Source organism: Pseudomonas sp. FP1154, assembly GCF_030687245.1.
Taxonomy (GTDB): domain Bacteria; phylum Pseudomonadota; class Gammaproteobacteria; order Pseudomonadales; family Pseudomonadaceae; genus Aquipseudomonas; species Aquipseudomonas rhizophila.
Genome location: NZ_CP117465.1, coordinates 256,152 through 274,600, shown reverse-complemented (window position 1 = coordinate 274,600; position 18,449 = coordinate 256,152). Strand labels below are relative to the sequence as shown.

16 protein-coding genes are annotated in these 18,449 nt (G+C 60.8%); 7 read left to right on the top strand and 9 right to left on the bottom strand.

Going from position 1 to position 18,449, the window contains the following annotated elements; translation table 11 throughout:
• Nucleotides 1-54 precede the first annotated feature (54 nt).
• On the top strand, nt 55-1,452 hold the full coding sequence (locus tag PSH91_RS01180; RefSeq protein ID WP_047226196.1) for a NorM family multidrug efflux MATE transporter: 1,398 nt from the start codon (nt 55-57) through the stop codon (nt 1,450-1,452).
• A 41-nt stretch (nt 1,453-1,493) separates the two neighbouring features.
• Here the strand turns inward: PSH91_RS01180 and PSH91_RS01175 are convergent, their stop codons facing one another.
• Entirely contained in the window at nt 1,494-3,164 is a 1,671-nt protein-coding gene (locus PSH91_RS01175; RefSeq protein ID WP_047226145.1) for a bifunctional diguanylate cyclase/phosphodiesterase, read from the bottom strand.
• 276 nt (nt 3,165-3,440) lie between these two features.
• Between PSH91_RS01175 and rep the strand changes: the two genes are divergently transcribed.
• Nucleotides 3,441-5,450 (top strand): DNA helicase Rep, encoded by a 2,010-nt coding sequence (gene rep, locus PSH91_RS01170; protein ID WP_047226146.1) that lies wholly within the window; start codon nt 3,441-3,443, stop codon nt 5,448-5,450.
• Between the two features lie 69 nt (nt 5,451-5,519).
• Nucleotides 5,520-6,092, top strand: a complete 573-nt coding sequence (locus PSH91_RS01165; protein WP_047226147.1) for a xanthine phosphoribosyltransferase — start codon at nt 5,520-5,522, stop codon at nt 6,090-6,092.
• Nucleotides 6,093-6,214: 122 nt separating this feature from the next.
• Here PSH91_RS01165 and PSH91_RS01160 read toward each other — a convergent pair whose 3' ends face one another.
• The 6 genes from PSH91_RS01160 to dadA all read right to left on the bottom strand — a co-directional run bounded on the left by PSH91_RS01160 (nt 6,215) and on the right by dadA (nt 12,342).
• Nucleotides 6,215-8,137 carry an acetyl-CoA hydrolase/transferase family protein gene (locus PSH91_RS01160; protein WP_160891368.1) on the bottom strand — a complete coding sequence of 641 codons (1,923 nt, stop codon included), beginning with the start codon at nt 8,135-8,137 and terminating at the stop codon, nt 6,215-6,217.
• Nucleotides 8,138-8,273: 136 nt separating this feature from the next.
• Nucleotides 8,274-8,684: a cytochrome c5 family protein gene (locus PSH91_RS01155; RefSeq protein WP_047226149.1), complete on the bottom strand. Its 411-nt coding sequence runs from the start codon at nt 8,682-8,684 to the stop codon at nt 8,274-8,276.
• A gap of 183 nt (nt 8,685-8,867) precedes the next feature.
• Nucleotides 8,868-9,416 (bottom strand): cupin domain-containing protein, encoded by a 549-nt coding sequence (locus PSH91_RS01150; RefSeq protein WP_047226150.1) that lies wholly within the window; start codon nt 9,414-9,416, stop codon nt 8,868-8,870.
• 128 nt (nt 9,417-9,544) lie between these two features.
• The gene (alr, locus tag PSH91_RS01145) at nt 9,545-10,618 is read right to left on the bottom strand and encodes an alanine racemase (RefSeq protein ID WP_047226151.1); all 1,074 of its coding nucleotides are present in this window, start codon (nt 10,616-10,618) and stop codon (nt 9,545-9,547) included.
• Nucleotides 10,619-10,712: 94 nt separating this feature from the next.
• Complete coding sequence (locus tag PSH91_RS01140) at nt 10,713-11,066, bottom strand: RidA family protein (protein WP_047226152.1); 354 nt, start codon at nt 11,064-11,066, stop codon at nt 10,713-10,715.
• The gene (gene dadA / locus PSH91_RS01135; protein WP_047226153.1) at nt 11,038-12,342 is read right to left on the bottom strand and encodes a D-amino acid dehydrogenase; all 1,305 of its coding nucleotides are present in this window, start codon (nt 12,340-12,342) and stop codon (nt 11,038-11,040) included. Before dadA ends, PSH91_RS01140 begins: the two co-directional genes overlap by 29 nt.
• Before the next feature lie 155 nt (nt 12,343-12,497).
• On the opposite strand from dadA, the gene PSH91_RS01130 reads away from it, so the two are divergent.
• Entirely contained in the window at nt 12,498-12,986 is a 489-nt protein-coding gene (locus PSH91_RS01130; RefSeq protein ID WP_003206849.1) for an Lrp/AsnC ligand binding domain-containing protein, read from the top strand.
• Nucleotides 12,987-12,999: 13 nt separating this feature from the next.
• Here PSH91_RS01130 and PSH91_RS01125 read toward each other — a convergent pair whose 3' ends face one another.
• Complete coding sequence (locus tag PSH91_RS01125) at nt 13,000-13,353, bottom strand: YkgJ family cysteine cluster protein (RefSeq protein WP_003206850.1); 354 nt, start codon at nt 13,351-13,353, stop codon at nt 13,000-13,002.
• 146 nt (nt 13,354-13,499) lie between these two features.
• Here PSH91_RS01125 and PSH91_RS01120 point away from each other — a divergent pair, with 146 nt between their 5' ends.
• A complete protein-coding gene (locus PSH91_RS01120; protein ID WP_160891372.1) occupies nt 13,500-14,813 on the top strand; it encodes an FAD-binding oxidoreductase in 1,314 nt (437 codons plus the stop codon).
• A 113-nt stretch (nt 14,814-14,926) separates the two neighbouring features.
• Here PSH91_RS01120 and PSH91_RS01115 read toward each other — a convergent pair whose 3' ends face one another.
• A complete protein-coding gene (locus PSH91_RS01115; RefSeq protein ID WP_047226155.1) occupies nt 14,927-15,172 on the bottom strand; it encodes a DUF1127 domain-containing protein in 246 nt (81 codons plus the stop codon).
• A gap of 179 nt (nt 15,173-15,351) precedes the next feature.
• Between PSH91_RS01115 and PSH91_RS01110 the strand changes: the two genes are divergently transcribed.
• Both PSH91_RS01110 and PSH91_RS01105 read left to right on the top strand, forming a co-directional pair.
• A complete protein-coding gene (locus PSH91_RS01110) occupies nt 15,352-16,785 on the top strand; it encodes a PLP-dependent aminotransferase family protein (protein ID WP_047226156.1) in 1,434 nt (477 codons plus the stop codon).
• Between the two features lie 61 nt (nt 16,786-16,846).
• On the top strand, nt 16,847-18,412 hold the full coding sequence (locus PSH91_RS01105; protein WP_047226157.1) for a phospholipase D family protein: 1,566 nt from the start codon (nt 16,847-16,849) through the stop codon (nt 18,410-18,412).
• Nucleotides 18,413-18,449 lie beyond the last annotated feature (37 nt).

The following is an 18,449-nucleotide window of genomic DNA, read 5'->3' as shown; positions in this document are numbered from 1 at the left end:
GAGCGCCGAGAATCGCCGTTTTACAGCCTTGTTTGAACATGGAGTGTGATGATCATGCGGCATCCGGTGCGAATCGAACTGTGGGCTATCCTGCGGCTGGCAGGGCCGTTGATTGCCTCGCAGTTGGCGCACATGCTGATGGTCCTGACCGACACCCTGATGATGGCGCGCCTGAGTCCCGAGGCCCTGGCAGGCGGCGGGCTCGGAGCGGCGACCTATTCATTCGTGTCGATTTTCTGCATCGGTGTGATCGCCGCGGTGGGCACGTTGGTGGCGATTCGGCAGGGTGCCGGTGATGTCGAAGGCGCCACCCGACTGACTCAGGCCGGGTTGTGGCTGGCCTGGTTGATGGGGTTGGTGGCCGGGCTCCTGTTGTGGAACCTCAAGCCGGTACTGTTGCTGTTCGGCCAGACCGAAACCAATGTCCTGGCCGCCGGCCAGTTCCTGCTGGTGCTGCCATTCGCCCTGCCCGGCTATCTGAGTTTCATGGCCCTGCGCGGCTTTACCAGCGCCATTGGCCGGGCTACCCCAGTGATGGTGATCAGTCTCGGCGGCACGGTGGCCAACTTCCTGCTCAATTACGCACTGATCACCGGCATGTTCGGCCTGCCAAAACTGGGCCTGATGGGAATCGGCCTGGTCACGGCCATCGTCGCCAACTGCATGGCTCTGGCCCTGGCCTGGCATATTCACCGGCATCAAGCCTACCGCGCTTATCCGTTGCTCAATGGTCTGTCGCGGCCCAATCGCCAGTACCTCAAGGAACTGTGGCGCCTGGGTCTGCCCATTGGCGGCACTTACGCAGTGGAAGTCGGGCTGTTCGCGTTCGCCGCGCTGTGCATCGGCACCATGGGCAGCACGCCATTGGCAGCGCACCAGATCGCTCTGCAGATTGTCTCGGTGGCATTCATGGTCCCGGCGGGAATGTCATATGCGATCACCATGCGCATCGGCCAGCACTATGGCGCCGGGCAACTGCTGATGGCACGGCTGGCCGGTCGGGTCGGAATTGGCTTCGGCGCAGCGGTCATGCTGGCGTTCGCGATGGTGTTCTGGTTGCTGCCAAACCCATTGGTCGGCTTGTTCCTGGACCACGACGATCCGGCGTTTCGCGGAGTAATCGAGCTGGCGGTGAGCCTGTTGGCGGTAGCGGCGTGGTTCGAGCTGTTCGACGGTGCGCAAACCATTGCCATGGGCTGTATCCGTGGGCTCAAGGACGCCAAGACCACCTTCCTGGTGGGCCTGGGCTGTTATTGGCTGATTGGCGCACCGGCGGCATGGTGGATGGCCTTCCATCTGCACTGGGGCCCGACCGGCGTCTGGTGGGGCCTGGCCCTTGGTCTGGCCTGCGCGGCGGTGAGCCTGACCCTGGCATTTGAGTGGAAGATGAAGCGAATGATCCGCAGTGAGCCTCTGCGGCACCAGGGCTTTGAAACTGTCCAGGCCGACTGAAATCCCATGCGGGAGCAGGCTCGCTCCCACAAGGCTTGGTGTCAGCCGATTTCCAGCACCGACTGCTGGCTGCCGTCAAACGTCAGGTATTCCACCAGTTCCGCCAGGGGCAACGGCTTGCTGATCAAAAAGCCCTGCACCTGGTCGCAGCCGTAACCGCGCAGCAAATCCAGTTGCTCCCGGGTTTCCACGCCCTCGGCCACCACTTCCAGGTTGAGGTTGTGGGCCAGGTTGATCATCGCATGGACCAATTTGCGATTTTCCTCGCGCTGCTCCATGCCACCCACGAAGCTCTTGTCGATCTTGAGCAAGGCGATGGGCAGGCTGTTGAGGTGCACGAACGAGGAGAAGCCGGTGCCGAAATCGTCCAGGGAAAAGCGCACCCCCAGGCGACCCAGGGCGTCCATGGTCTGCTTGACCAGTTCGCTGCGGCGCATGACGGCGGTTTCGGTGAGTTCGAATTCCAACCACTGCGCCTCGACACCGCGTTCGGCGATCAGGCGGCTCAGGGTCGGCAGCAACTGGCTGTCCTGGAACTGCCGGAACGACAGGTTGACCGCCATGTGCAGGGGCGCCAATCCCCTTTCACGCAGCGCCTGCATGTCCCGCAATGCCCGGGAAATCACCCAGTAGCCCAGCGGTACGATCAGCCCGCTCTGTTCGGCCAGTGGCACGAACTCACTGGGAGGCAATAGCCCGCGTTCGTTATGACGCCAGCGCACCAGGGCTTCGAGGCCGACGATGGTGCCGCCATCGAGGCTCAGCCGGGGTTGGTAATGCAACTCCAGCTCGTCGCGCCGCAGCGCCCGACGCAACTCGCTCTCCAGGTCGGCGAGGCTGCGGGCGTTACGATTGATGCGTTCGTTGAAGATATGAAAGGTGCAGCCCTGGGTGCTCTTGGCCTGCTGCATGGCGATATGGGCGTGCCACATCAGCGGGTCCGCGCCGGCCTGGGCGCGAGCGTGGGCGATCCCCAGGCTGCAACCGATCAGCAGGCTTTCGCCATCGACCCAGTAGGGTTCGGCCATGGCTTCGGTGATGCGCTCGGCCATCCACTCAGCCCGCTGAGGCGCCCGGCGGGTGTCGATCAGCAGCGCAAATTCGTCGCTGCCCAAGCGCGCCAGTTGATCGCCGGCTTCAAGCGAACCTTTGAGCCTCGACACTACTTGCAGGATCAAACGGTCACCGGCCTGGTGGCCGAGGGCATCGTTGGCATGACGGAAGTTATCCAGATCCAGATGCCCGAGTGCCAGGCCACGGCCTTCGTTTTCCGCCAGGCGCGCTGCCAGCAGGGTCTGGAAGCCCTGGCGATTGGCGATGCCGGTCAGCGGATCCTGTTCGGCAAGACGCTGCAGCGTGTTTTCCAGCACTCCGCGCTCGCGCACATGGCGCAGGCAACGGCGCAGAGTGGCGCCATCGAGCACATCACGTACCAGCCAATCGCTGACACCATCAGGTGCAGTGGTGGGCTCGTGCTCGAGCAACAGGACCGTCGGCAAACGGCAACGACCGGGTGCCGGCTGCAACGCCGCGACGGTCAACAGCACCGCGTTGTGGTTGTCTTCGAACAGGCTGCTGACCGACTCCCAGCTCGGAGCACTGATCAACACGACCGACGGCCCCATGGGGGCCAGGCACTCGCGCAAAATCGCTGACCATACCGGCTCTTCGGCCAATAGCAGCAAACGCAAGGGTTCGACAGACGTTGACAAGCTGACTCCCTAGACTCTGCAAGGTAATAGGCGCAGGGCATTATGACCTGCTGACCGCTAATGACCAATGCCAATGGTTCTCAAACACTTGCTTCAGACGGCTTTTCTTACCCTCGAAGCCGAACGCTGGACGCCCATTCGCCCCACATCCTGCGTGAAAGTAACAAAAGCGGCAAATGACAATGCAGTGTTGCGTCACAAGTCGGACAGAGCAGCACAATTCTGTGAGCCTGTTAAAATGCCGGCCCATTTCGCAAACGACTCCCTGACCCTGTCATGTCCCGACTCAATCCCCGGCAGCAAGAAGCCGTGAACTATGTCGGCGGCCCTCTTTTGGTGCTCGCCGGTGCAGGCTCCGGCAAGACCAGTGTGATCACCCGCAAGATCGCGCACCTGATCCAGAACTGCGGTATCCGCGCCCAGTACATCGTCGCCATGACCTTCACCAACAAAGCCGCCCGGGAAATGAAAGAGCGGGTCGGCGGCCTGCTGCGCGCCGGTGAGGGCCGTGGCCTGACGGTCTGCACTTTTCACAACCTGGGCCTGAACATCATCCGCAAGGAACATGCACGGCTGGGCTACAAGCCGGGTTTCTCGATTTTCGACGAGACCGATGTCAAGGCACTGATGACCGACATCATGCAAAAGGAATATTCGGGCGACGACGGCGTGGACGAGATCAAGAACATGATCGGCGCCTGGAAAAACGACCTGATCCTGCCGCCCCAAGCCTTGGAAAACGCCCGCAATCCCAAGGAGCAGACCGCCGCCATCGTGTACGCCCATTACCAGCGCACGCTCAAGGCGTTCAACGCGGTGGACTTCGACGACCTGATCCTGCTGCCGGTCAAGCTGTTCCAGGACCACGCCGACATCCTCGAGAAATGGCAGAACAAGGTCCGCTACCTGCTGGTGGATGAATACCAGGACACCAATGCCAGCCAGTATCTGCTGGTGAAGCTGCTGATCGGCATCCGCAACCAGTTCACCGTGGTGGGCGACGACGACCAGTCGATCTACGCCTGGCGTGGTGCGCGGCCGGAAAACCTGATGTTGCTCAAGGAAGACTACCCGTCGCTCAAAGTGGTGATGCTGGAGCAGAACTACCGCTCCACCAGCCGCATCCTGCGTTGCGCCAACGTGCTGATCTCCAACAACCCCCACGAGTTCGAAAAGCAACTGTGGAGCGAGATGGGCCACGGCGATGAGATCCGCGTGATTCGCTGCCGCAACGAAGACGCCGAAGCCGAGCGCGTGGCCATGGAAATCCTCAGCCTGCACCTGCGCACCGACCGACCGTACAGCGATTTTGCCATCCTGTATCGCGGTAACTACCAGGCCAAGCTGATCGAGCTGAAATTGCAGCATCACCAGATCCCCTATCGCCTGTCGGGGGGCAACAGCTTTTTCGGCCGTCAGGAAGTAAAGGACCTGATGGCTTATTTCCGCCTGATCGTGAACCCGGACGACGACAACGCCTTCTTGCGAGTGATCAACGTCCCACGCCGGGAAATCGGCTCGACCACCCTGGAAAAACTCGGCAACTACGCCACCGAGCGCAAGATCTCGATGTACGCCGCCACCGACGAAATCGGCCTGGGCGAGCATCTGGACAGCCGCTTCACCGACCGTCTGGCGCGCTTCAAGCGCTTCATGGACAAGGTGCGCGAACAGTGCGCCGGCGAAGACCCGATCTCGGCGCTGCGCAGCATGGTCATGGACATCGACTACGAGAACTGGCTGCGTACCAACAGCTCCAGTGACAAGGCCGCGGACTACCGCATGGGCAACGTCTGGTTCTTGATCGAGGCGTTGAAAAACACCCTGGAAAAGGACGAAGACGGCGACATGACCGTCGAGGACGCCATCGGCAAACTCGTGCTGCGGGACATGCTCGAACGCCAGCAGGAAGAGGAAGACGGCGCCGAAGGCGTGCAGATGATGACCCTTCACGCCTCCAAGGGCCTGGAATTCCCCTACGTGTTCATCATGGGCATGGAAGAAGAAATCCTGCCCCACCGCTCCAGCATCGAAGCCGACACCATCGAAGAAGAACGGCGCCTGGCCTACGTCGGTATTACCCGCGCACGTCAGACGCTGGCCTTTACCTTCGCCGCCAAGCGCAAGCAATACGGCGAGGTGATCGACTGCGCCCCAAGCCGCTTCCTCGATGAGCTGCCGCCGGACGACTTGGCCTGGGAAGGCAATGACGACACACCGACCGAGGTCAAGGCCGTTCGCGGCAATAGCGCCCTGGCCGATATACGAGCGATGCTCAAGCGCTAGAATCGACTACTTTTTACCGAACTTTTTACCAAATCCAGGGGCGCCGAAGGCGTCATTAAAGGAGGCTTGATGGAAGCCCTGCACCAGAAAATTCGTGAACACGGCATCGTACTTTCCGATCAGGTTCTGAAAGTCGATGCTTTTCTGAACCACCAGATCGACCCGCAATTGATGAAGCTGATCGGCGACGAATTTGCCGCGCTGTTCAAGGACTCGGGCATCACCAAAATCGTTACCATCGAAGCCTCGGGCATTGCCCCGGCGATCATGACCGGCCTGAACCTGGGCGTTCCGGTGATTTTCGCCCGCAAGCAACACTCTCTGACCCTGACGGAGAACCTGTTGTCCGCGACCGTGTATTCGTTCACCAAAAAGACCGAAAGCACCGTGGCCATCAGCCCGCGCCACCTGACCAGCAGCGACCGGGTACTGATCATTGATGACTTCCTGGCCAACGGCAAGGCCTCCCAGGCACTGATCTCCATCATCAAACAGGCCGGCGCCACCGTGGCAGGCTTGGGGATCGTGATCGAGAAATCGTTCCAGGGTGGACGTGCGGAGCTGGATGCCCAAGGCTATCGCGTTGAATCGTTGGCCCGGGTGCAATCGCTGGCCGGTGGTGTCGTGACCTTTATCGAATAATCGCCCTGCGTCCCTGTGGGAGCGAGCCTGCTCGCGATGAGGCCGGCACATCCAACACCAATGTTGACTGACAGTCCGCTATCGCGAGCAGGCTCGCTCCCACAGGGGCTTTGAAGTGGCCGTTAAGGCGCGGTGATCTTGAGACCAGCGAGCAACAAGCGCTGACCCAGTTCTTCTTTCAGCCCTTCGGGGCTCGCCAACTGCATCCGCTCCAAATGCTCGGGAAACTCCGACGGCGGCGGCGCATCCAGTGCAGCCTTGCCCAGCTCCAGCATTTCGGTGAGTTTGAACTTGCTCTTGAGCCAGTTCAGCGCCCGCAACAGGTCCCGCTCCACCCCGTCGAAATCGCTGCCCAGCGGATACTCCGGGAACAAATTCGGATGCCGTGCCTGGATGGCCTGCAAGCGTTCCGAGGTGTTCTCGGCGAAGCGCGGATCGAGGCGAAAATCCTTCGGCAACTTGCCGGCATTTTGCGCCTGCTCGATCAGCTCCGGCTGGAAGCGTGAGTCGCTGATGTTCAGCAGCGCCTCGATCACCGCGGCATCAGTCTTGCCCCGCAGGTCAGCGATACCGTATTCAGTCACCACGATGTCTCGCAAGTGTCGGGGAATGGTGCAATGGCCGTATTCCCAGACGATGTTCGAACTGATCTCGCCCCCCGCCTCGCGCCAACTGCGCAGAAGCAGAATGGAGCGCCCGCCCTCCAGCGCATGGCCCTGGGCAACGAAGTTGTACTGCCCGCCGACGCCGCTGAGTACGCGACCATCTTCCAGTTGGTCCGCCACCCCGGCGCCCAGCAAGGTCATGGTGAAAACCGTGTTGATAAAACGTGCATCGAGTCGCTGCAGGCGCTTGAGTCTTTCCTGGCCGTACAGCTCGTTGATGTAACTGATGCGGGTCATGTTGAATTCGAGGCGCCGACTCTGGGGCAACTCGCGCAAGCGTTCGTAAAAACTGCGAGGGCCGAGGAAGAATCCGCCATGGATGCAGATGCCATCGGGTTGCGCCGCCTCGTCGAGGGTGCCGGCGTTGGCTCGTTCCTGGGTCGGCTCGTCGGGATAGACCCTGCGCCGGATAATTCCGGCCTCTGCCAGCACCAGCAAGCCGTTGACGAACATTTCGCTGCAACCGTACAACCCTTTGGCAAAGGGTTCGACCCCGCCCTCACGCTCGATCAACTGCGCCCACTGGCTGAGATTCAGCTCCGCCAGCAACGCCTGGTAAGCGGCATTGTCGGCTTGACGCGCCAGCAGTGCCGCCGTCAACGCATCGCCCATGGAGCCGATGCCGATCTGCAACGTACCGCCGTCACGCACCAGGGCACTGGCGTGCAGGCCGATCATATGATCCTGAAACCCCACCGGCATGTTCGGCGTGGAAAACAGCGTGTGGCTGTCCTTTTCGTCGATCAACAGATCGAACGTGTCGATGCCGACTTCCGCATCACCGGGCATGTATGGCAGATCACTGTGAACCTGGCCCACCATGAGGATGGTCTCCCCCGCCGCACGCCGCTTGGCGACCATCGGCAGCAGGTCGAGGGTGATGTCCGGGTTGCAACTCAGGCTCAGGCGGTCAGGATGCTGCGCATCACTGGCCACCAGTTGCGCGATCAGGTTCAAGCCAGCGGCATTGATGTCCCGCGCGGCGTGGCTGTAGTTGCTGCTGACGTAATCCTGCTGGGCCGACGCGCTGTGCAACAGGCTGCCCGGTTGCAGGAAGAATTGCTGGACGTGGATGTTGGCCGGCAGGCTGTCACGGTGCAGATCGGCCAGGTAATCCAGTTCCGGATAATCGCCAAAGACCCGTTCGATAAAGGGCTCGAGAAAGCGCTTCTGCAAACCATCGCCCAGATTGGGTCGGCCCAGGCTCAGAGCGGTGTAGATGGTCAGTTGTCGCTCAGGCAGTTGCGCGATACGCCGGTACAGGGCGTTGGCGAACAGATTGGGTTTGCCCAACCCCAGGGGCATCCCCAGATGAATGTGCGCTGGCAGGCGCGCGAGTACGTCATCCACCGCCTGTTCGATTGAACACAACTGCACCATCCGACCCTCCGGGACATTCCATGAATGTGGGTTGGACCGAGCTTGCCGGGTCTTGGTTGCGATGAACAGCCTTTGTAAAACCACCGGGCACAAAAAAGCCGCTCGTAAGCGGCTTTCTTGTGGAAGATGCTGGCTATTACAGACCCGACATCTCTTTGATCGCGCCCATGAGCTCTTCATCCGAGCAATCGGCGCAGGTGCCTTTAGGCGGCATGGCGTTGATGCCAGTGATCGCCTTGGCCAGGATGCCGTCGAGGCCGCCCTGATGATCGGCGCGCTCTTTCCAGGCAGCCGTGTCGCCGATTTTCGGAGCGCCCAGCAGGCCGGTGCCGTGGCAAGCATTGCAGTGTTTTGCAATAACATCCTTCGGCGTCTTGGCTCCACCGCCGCCAGCCGAAGCCACGACCTCCATGCCCTTGCATTCCTGCCCCTGAACGCAGACCTGGCCGACCGGTTCAAGGCGCTTGGCGATTTCGTCGTTGGGCGCTGCTTGGACACTGGCTGCCCATAGGGCCAATACGGTTGCTGGTGCAGCCAGCATTTTCATAATTAGATTCACGCGTACACCCTCAATGGTGGCTAGTCACGCCTGCGGCCACGGTTTGCAGGCGGGCGCAAGTATAGCGGGAAGGCCGTCACACTGAAACAACCCCAAAGTCGCAAGGGTCTTGTTTGTCATGACAGCTCATCCTTCGGGCGCCTTTGCCGTCCGGGCACGGCGCCTCTTTTCCTAGAAATTGGCCGGTGTGGCTGCGCTGATCAGTCGCGCCGGCGCATCGAACGGATTACGGAAACGGTGTGGCTTGGTGCTCTCGAAATAGTAGCTATCGCCCGCTTCGAGTACGAAGGTTTCGGCGCCGACCACCAACTCCAGCCGCCCTTCCACCAGAATCCCGGTCTCTTCGCCCTCATGGGTAAGCATCTCGTCACCGGTATCGGCGCCAGGCGGGTAGATCTCGTTGAGAAAGGCAATCGCCCGGCTGGGGTGCGCCCGGCCCACCAGTTTCATGGTGACGGCACCGTCGGAAATGTCGATCAGTTCATTGGCTTTGTAGACGATCTGAGTCGGTTTCTCCTGCAGAATTTCTTCGGAGAAAAACTCGACCATGGACATGGGAATCCCGCCAAGGACCTTACGCAGCGAGCTGATCGAGGGGCTGACGCTGTTTTTCTCGATCATCGAAATGGTGCTGTTGGTGACGCCCGCGCGCTTGGCGAGTTCACGCTGGGAAAGGCCTTTGAGTTTACGAATGGATTGCAGTCGTTCACCGACGTCCAATGCTGGAGCCTCCAGGGAATCAGGTTGTGTGGAAAGTGAGCGTTATCATGGCGACAGCGTTCAGTATTTACAACACTTTGACCTCAATCCCGTGCGGTGAAGCGACTTTCGGTAGATTGCGCTTTGCGTCAGCCCCCGGAATAGAGCCGTGGAACCCGGCGCAGGTTGCAGAAAATCTGATAAGGAATCGTGCCGGCCGCCTTCGCGACATCACTGGCCAGGATAGTCTTGCCCCACAGTTCCACGGTCGAACCGAGCCCGGCGTTGGGGATATTCGTCAAGTCGACACACAGCATGTCCATGGAGACCCGACCGACCAGTTGACTAGGCTGCCCGTGCACCAGCACCGGCGTACCGTTCGGCGCCTGGCGCGGGTAACCGTCGGCGTATCCCATGGCAACCACGCCGACCCGCGTCGGTTGCGCGGTGACAAAACGGGCGCCATACCCCACCGGCTCGCCGGCGGGCAATTCACGCACGCTGATGATCTTGGACTCCAGAGTCATGACCGGCTGCAGCCGCGCAGCGACGGCGTTGGCTTCCTCGAAGGGGGTCGCACCGTACAGCATGATGCCTGGCCGCACCCAGTCGCTTGGTATCTGCGGCCAACCCAGCACTGCCGGGGAGTTGCGCAAACTGATCTGCGCCGCCAGCCCCTGGCGGGCCGCCTCGAACACGGCCAGTTGCTCGGTGCTGCTGGGATCGTGCAGTTCATCGGCGCGGGCGAAATGGCTCATCAACACGATCTTCGCCACCTTGCCGCTGGCCAGCAGTCGACGATAGGCCGCCTGATAATCCGCCGGATGCAGCCCCACCCGATGCATCCCCGAGTCGAGCTTGAGCCAGACCGTAATCGGCTTGCTCAGGGTCGCGTTTTCAATCGCTTCGAGCTGCCACAACGAATGCACCACACACCAGAAATCGTGTTCGACGATCAGCGACAGTTCATCGGCCTCGAAGAATCCTTCCAGCAGCAAGACCGGCCCACGAATCCCGCCGGCCCGCAGTTCCAGCGCTTCTTCGATGCAAGCCACGGCAAACCCATCGGCCGTGTCCTGCAAAGCCTCGGCGCAGCGCACTGCGCCGTGCCCATAGGCATCGGCCTTGATCACCGCAAGAGCTTTGGCCCCCGTCACTTCGCGGGCCAATTGGTAGTTGTGACGTAAGGCTTGAAGGTCGATCAGAGCACGGGCAGGACGCATGGCGGCAGGCTTCTAGGCGGACTAGGTAAAAAAAACGGCGCTGGCTGACGGCATGAACCACCAACAGCACCGCAAGAGGGATCGTTTTCCGGGTTTAGGGCAGCGCTGCCACGACGGACAGCTCCACCAGGATTTCCGGTTCGCACAGTTTGGCTTGCACAGTGGCCCGGGCCGGCGCGACGCCCTTGGGCAGCCATTTGTCCCAGATCGCGTTCATGCCTTCGAAATGGGCGTCGATGTCTTTCAGGTAAATCGTCACCGACAACAGATGATTTTTGTCGGTCCCGGCCAGGTCCAGCAAACGCTCGATATTGGCCAGGGTTTCACGGGTCTGCTGTTCGATACCGGCACTCATGTCGTCGCCAACCTGCCCGGCCAGGTAAACAGTGCCGTTGTGCAGGACGACCTGACTCATGCGGTCATTGGTGAGCTGGCGCTGGATTGACATGTTTTGCAGACTCCTGGTGTTTACTGCCATAACGGGAAATATCGAGGCCTTCGGCGCTGATCTGTGGTTTTTTCTTCGCCATCAGGTCCGCCAGCAAGCGCCCGGAACCACAGGCCATGGTCCAACCGAGGGTGCCGTGGCCGGTGTTCAGGAACAGGTTCTTGAACGGGGTGGCGCCCACGATCGGTGTGCCATCCGGAGTGGTCGGACGCAGACCGGTCCAGAAACTGGCCTGGGCCAGATCGCCGCCCTGAGGATAAAGGTCGTTGACGATCATCTCCAGGGTTTCACGCCGACGCGGGTTGAGAGACAGGTCAAAACCGGCGATTTCCGCCATGCCGCCCACACGGATGCGGTTATCGAACCGGGTAATCGCGACCTTGTAGGTTTCGTCGAGAATGGTCGAGGTCGGAGCCATCGCCGGATTGGTGATCGGCACCGTCAGGGAATAACCCTTGAGCGGATACACCGGCGCACGAATGCCCAGCGGTTTGAGCAATTGCGGTGAATAACTGCCCAGGGCCAGGACGTAGCGGTCAGCGGTTTCCAGCTTGCCGTCGATCCAGACGCCGTTGATGCGATCACCGGCGTAGTCCAGGCGCTGGATATCCTGGCCAAAGCGGAATTCCACACCGAGTTTCACGGCCATTTGCGCCAGACGCGTGGTAAACATCTGACAGTCGCCAGTCTGGTCATTGGGCAGACGCAAGGCTCCGGCCAGGATGTCGGTGACATTGGCCAATGCCGGCTCGACGCGGGCAATGCCTTCACGGTCCAGCACTTCGAAGGGCACACCGGACTCTTTCAGCACGGCGATGTCTTTGGCCGCACCATCAACCTGAGCCTGGGTACGGAACAATTGAGTGGTCCCCAGACTGCGGCCTTCGTAGGCAATCCCGGTTTCGGCGCGCAGTTCGTCGAGGCAGTCGCGGCTGTACTCGGACAGGCGCACCATGCGCTCCTTGTTCACGGCATAACGATTGGCGGTGCAGTTGCGCAGCATCTGCGCCATCCACAGGTACTGGTCGATGTCGGCGGTGGCCTTGATCGCCAGCGGTGCGTGGCGCTGCAGCAGCCACTTGATGGCCTTGAGTGGCACACCTGGCGCGGCCCACGGCGAGGCATAACCCGGCGATACCTGGCCGGCATTGGCAAAACTGGTTTCCATGGCTGGCGCCGGCTGACGATCAACCACCACGACTTCAAACCCGGCACGGGCCAGGTAGTAAGCACTGACGGTACCGATGACGCCGCTACCTAAAACCAGAACGCGCATGTTGAAGCCCTCATCGCGGATAACCGCTGACGTTTTGTTGTACAGACCGTAATGTACGCAGTTTAGAAAAGATCAGGCAGTGCTTTTCACTATATAAATGCCTATATTTGGCGAGAATTCTCGGCAAAAACCCTTTTCATGGAGGAGCATCACCTGTGCGGACCAACACTCAGACCAAACGTGAGCTGGACAAGATCGACCGCAACATCCTGCGCATCCTCCAGGCGGATGGACGGATTTCCTTTACGGAGCTTGGGGAAAAGGTCGGCCTCTCCACCACGCCCTGCACCGAGCGGGTTCGTCGCCTGGAGCGCGAGGGAATCATCATGGGCTACAACGCCCGGCTCAATCCGCAGCATCTGAAGGGAAGTCTGCTGGTGTTCGTCGAAATCAGCCTCGACTACAAATCCGGCGACACCTTTGAAGAATTCCGGCGCGCGGTGCTGAAATTGCCTCACGTGCTCGAATGCCATCTGGTGTCAGGCGACTTTGACTATCTGGTGAAAGCGCGGATTTCCGAGATGGCTTCGTACCGCAAGCTGCTGGGCGACATCCTGCTCAAGCTGCCCCACGTGCGCGAATCCAAGAGCTACATCGTGATGGAAGAAGTGAAGGAGAGCTTGAACCTGCCGATTCCGGATTGAGGGGCGTTCTTGGCTACACCAATACCTGCCGGGTGCTGGCCATATATTCGTGAATCTGCTTCTCGACCCGCGGATGAATCAGTTCCACCGGCCGCCGGCCATTGGGACACGGCAAGGTCGCCGTGGTGCCGAACAACCGGCAGATCAGCGGCCGCTCGTCATAGACTGTGCAGCCATTGGGTCCCAAGTGCACACAGTCGAGCGCTTCCATGGCCGCGTCCTGTTCGGCGCGAGTCTTGCGTGGCAAGCGGGCCATTTCCTCAGGCGAGGTGGTCACTGGCCCGCAGCAGTCATGGCAGCCCGGTACGCACTCGAACGAGGGAATCTGTTGGCGCAGCGTGCGGATTTTTTGACTGTTGCAGCTCATCGAAGCGGCTACCGAGACGGGACAAGGCAGGATTCTGCACGAAAAGCCCTGTCCCAGACAGCGCCAACCGACCGGTGTTGCCCATGGACGAATCCCCGGCTTATGCTCCGTAAAATTTCTCAAACACAATAATCAGGATTACGCACATGAACGCCCGTGTTCAGCAACCTGTCCCGAGCCATTCGCACGCCGCCTCTTACTACGCCGCCAGCAGCTTGCCGCAACCGGATCATCCGCTGCTGCAGGGCGAGCTGGTGGCGGATGTCTGCGTGGTAGGCGGTGGGTTCTCGGGGTTGAACACAGCGATCGAACTGGCCGAGCGCGGCATGAGCGTAGTGCTGCTGGAAGCGCACAAGATCGGCTGGGGGGCCAGCGGGCGCAACGGCGGTCAACTGATTCGCGGCGTCGGTCATGGCCTTGATCAGTTCGCCCCGGTCATCGGTGCCGACGGCGTACGCCAGATGAAGCTCATGGGTCTTGAGGCGGTGGAAATCGTCCGTCAACGGGTCGAGCGCTTTCAGATCCACTGCGACCTCACCTGGGGTTATTGCGACCTCGCCAACAAGCCAGGCGACCTGGAAGGTTTCGCTGAGGACGCTGAAGAGCTGCGCAGCTTGGGGTATCGCCATCAGACCCGGCTGCTGCAAGCCCACGAAATGCACAGTGTGGTGGGTTCGGATCGCTACGTCGGCGGCCTGATCGACATGGGCTCGGGCCATTTGCATCCGCTGAACCTGGCCTTGGGCGAAGCCTGCGCCGCGCAGCAACTGGGGGTCCGGCTGTTCGAACAATCGGCGGTCACGCGCATTGATTACGGCCCGGAAGTGAAGGTGCACACCCAACAGGGTGCGGTCCGGGCCAAGACCCTGGTGCTGGGCTGCAACGCCTACCTCAATGGGCTCAACCCGGAACTCAGCGGCAAAGTGCTGCCCGCCGGCAGCTACATCATCGCCACTGAACCTTTGAGCGAGGCTCAGGCCCAGGCGTTGTTGCCGCAGAACATGGCGGTCTGTGATCAACGGGTGGCGCTGGATTACTACCGGCTTTCCGCGGATCGACGCTTACTGTTCGGCGGAGCCTGCCATTACTCGGGTCGTGACCCGCAAGACATTGGCGCGTACATGCGTCCGAAAATGCTCAAGGTGTTCCCGCAACTGGCGCAGGTGAAAATCGACTTTCAATGGGGCGGGATGATCGGCATCGGCGCCAACCGCTTGCCGCAGATCGGTCGACTCAAGGATCAGCCCAACGTGTACTACGCCCAGGCCTACTCCGGCCACGGAGTGAATGCCACGCACCTGGCCGGCAAGCTGTTGGCCGAAGCCATCAGTGGGCAACAGAGTGGTGGTTTCGATCTTTTCGCCCAGGTGCCGCACATGACCTTCCCGGGCGGAAAGCATCTGCGCTCGCCACTGTTGGCACTGGGGATGCTGTGGCATCGGTTGAAAGAGTTGGTTTAAAGCGCCCAGCGCTACTGGTGACGCTATCGCGGGCACGCCTTGCTCGCACAGATTGAAAGAGGGCTGTAAGAGCAAGGCATGCCCGCGATAGCAGTTTCAGGCCCGGTACCGCTTCAAAGCCGCCAGAACGGCTTCAAGCCCTCCTCCCGCGCCTGCTCTCGGCTCAGCCCGATATCACGCAACTGTTCGGGTGTGAGCTCCAACAAGGCCTTGCGTGTATGCAGACGACGCCAGAACAGGGCCCAGCGGCTCAGGCTGGACGGAGCACTGTGCAACATCGCATTGCGTAGCTCCTTTTCCTGCCCCGCCGCCAGTTCCTGGCTGTGTAACGTCAGCCGCACATCGCTCAAGCCGTTCATTTTGATCGCTCCTGTTTACTTGGGTAGCCAGAGCTTTCATGATGCGCGGACGGCCAGAATCAATACAGATTCAAACAATGTGTTTTCCATGCATACAGATTGCGGCTTTTCGACACTGAATTGTCTTTTTCCGCCGCAACTGTATTGGTTACCGTTGTCCACTTCATCGAGAGCGCGCCATGACCCTTTATGTGAACCTCGCCGAATTGCTCGGCACCCGCATCGAACAGGGCTTCTACCGTCCCGGCGACCGGCTGCCGTCAGTGCGCGCGCTGAGCATGGAGCACGGTGTCAGCCTGAGTACGGTGCAGCAGGCCTATCGCGTGCTGGAGGACAGCGGGCTGGCGATGCCAAAACCCAAATCAGGGTATTTCGTACCGGCCAGCCGTGAACTGCCGGACCTGCCGGTAGTGGGTCGCCCAGCCCAACGACCGGTGGACATCTCCCAATGGGACCAAGTGCTGGAGCTGATACGCTCGGTACCACGCAAAGACGTGGTGCAACTGGGCCGAGGCATGCCGGATATCAACTCGCCGACCATGAAACCGCTGTTGCGCAGCCTGGCGCAGATCAGCCGCCGGCAAGACATGCCGGGCCTGTATTACGACAACATCTACGGCAACCTCGCGCTGCGCGAACAGATCGCTCGCCTGTCGCTGGACTCGGGTTGCAAACTGGGAGCCGGCGACCTGATCGTCACCACGGGCTGTCACGAAGCGCTGTCGGTCAGCATCCGCGCCACCTGTGAACAAGGCGATATCGTCGCGGTGGACTCCCCCAGCTTTCACGGCGCCATGCAAACCCTCAAGGGCCTGGGCATGAAGGCCCTGGAAATCCCCACCGATCCACTGACCGGCATCAGCCTGGAGGCCCTGGAGCTGGCGCTGGAACAGTGGCCCATCAAGGCCATACAGTTGACGCCCAGTTGTAACAACCCGCTAGGCTACATCATGCCCGAGGCCAACAAACGCGCGTTGCTGACCTTGGCGCAGCGCTTCGACGTGGCGATTATCGAGGACGATGTGTATGGGGAACTGGCCTACACCTACCCGCGCCCCCGCACGATCAAATCCTTCGACGACGATGGCCGCGTCCTACTCTGCAGTTCTTTTTCCAAGACACTGGCACCGGGTTTGCGAGTGGGCTGGGTCGCACCCGGCCGCTATCTGGAACGGGTGCTGCACATGAAATACATCAGCACCGGCTCCACCGCACCGCAACCGCAGATAGCCATTGCGGAGTTTCTCAAGGGCGGGCACTTCGAACCGCATTTGCGGCGGATGCGCAGCCAATACCAACGCAATCGCGACGTCATGATCGACTGGGTCAGCCGCTATTTTCCAGCGGGTACTCGCGCCAGCCGCCCGCGCGGCAGCTTTATGCTCTGGGTCGAACTCCCCGAAGGCTTCGATACACTCAAGCTTAATCGGGTCCTGCATGACCAGGGCGTGCAGGTGGCGGTCGGCAGCATATTTTCCGCCTCGGGCAAGTACCGCAATTGCCTGCGCATGAACTACGCTGCCAAACCAACGGCACAGATCGAGGACGCCGTCCGCAAGGTCGGCGCCGCGGCCATTGCGTTGTTGAACGAAACCCGACTCGACGCCGTCTGAGCTTTACTCAGGGAAGCAGCACCCACAAGCCGATCAACGCAAACAAGCGGAACGAGCCTACGTGAGACCCAGACCCATCCTGCCTGTGCTCCTGCTAGTCGCCTCGCTGCTGGGCGGCTGTGCCAGTTTTGACATCACCCGCGAACCTTCCCAGGCGCTCCCGGCAACCGAATCTTCGTTCGGACGCTCGGTACAGGCCCAGGCCGCTCCACACGAGGGACGCTCGGGTTTCCGCCTGCTATCTGACAGTACCGACGCCTTCTCCGCCCGGGCCGAGTTGATCCGCAACGCCCAAAGCAGCCTGGATTTGCAGTACTACATCGTTCATGACGGCATCAGCACGCGAATGCTGGTGGATGAATTGCTCAAAGCCGCCGACCGCGGCGTACGCGTGCGCATCCTGCTGGATGACACCACCAGCGATGGCCAGGATCAGATCATCGCGACCCTCGCCGCTCATCCGCGGATCCAGATACGCCTGTTCAACCCACTTCATCTGGGGCGCGCCACCGGGGTAACCCGCAGCCTCGGGCGGCTGCTCAACCTCTCATTGCAACACCGGCGCATGCACAACAAGCTCTGGCTGGCGGACAACAGCATGGCCATCGTCGGCGGTCGCAATCTGGGGGATGAATATTTCGACGCCGAACCCAACCTGAACTTCACCGACATCGACCTGCTTGGCGTTGGGCCGGTGGCCGAACAATTGGGGCACAGCTTCGACCAATACTGGAACAGCGCCCTGAGCAAACCCATCGAACAATTCCTGTCCCGTCGGCCAACCCCCAAGGATCTGGCCAACAGCCGCCTGCGCCTGCAAGAGTCACTGGAGCAGACGCACAAGGAAAATCACGCGCTTTACCAGCAGTTGACCTCCTACCGGACCCAACCGCGCCTGGACATCTGGCGCAGGCAATTGATCTGGGCCTGGAACCAGGCGCTGTGGGATGCACCCAGCAAAGTCCTGGCCAGGGATGAGCCTGATCCGCAGTTGTTGCTGACCACGCAATTGGGCCCGGAGCTGACGGGGGTCAGTGAAGAACTGATCATGATTTCGGCCTACTTCGTGCCCGGCCAGCCAGGGTTGGTCTACCTGACCAGCCGGGCCGATGCCGGAGTGGCGGTGAGTCTTTTGACCAACTCCCTGGAGGCCACCGACGTACCGGCGGTGCACGGCGGTTACGCGCCGTATCGCAGGGCTTTGCTGCAACATGGGGTGCGGCTGTACGAATTGCGTCGCCAGCCCGGGGACACGGGTGGCAGCCCCCATTTGTTCTACAGCAAGTCCTACGGCGAATCGGACTCCAGCCTGCATAGCAAGGCGATCATCTTCGACCGGAAGAAATCCTTCATCGGCTCGTTCAATTTCGATCCGCGTTCAGTGCTGTGGAACACCGAAGTGGGGGTCTTGGTCGACAGTCCCGAACTCGCCGGCCAAGTGCGCGAACTGGCCTTGCAGGGCATGGCACCGGCCCTGAGTTACCAGGCCCGCCTGAAGGACGGGAAGCTGATATGGACCACCGAAGACAACGGCCAACTGCATGACCTGGACCGCGAACCCGGCAGTTGGTGGCGCCGCTTCAACGCCTGGTTCGCCACCACCGTTGGGCTGGAGCGAATGCTGTAGAAGCCCCGGGCTCAGCACGTCTGCCCAAGGCTTCACT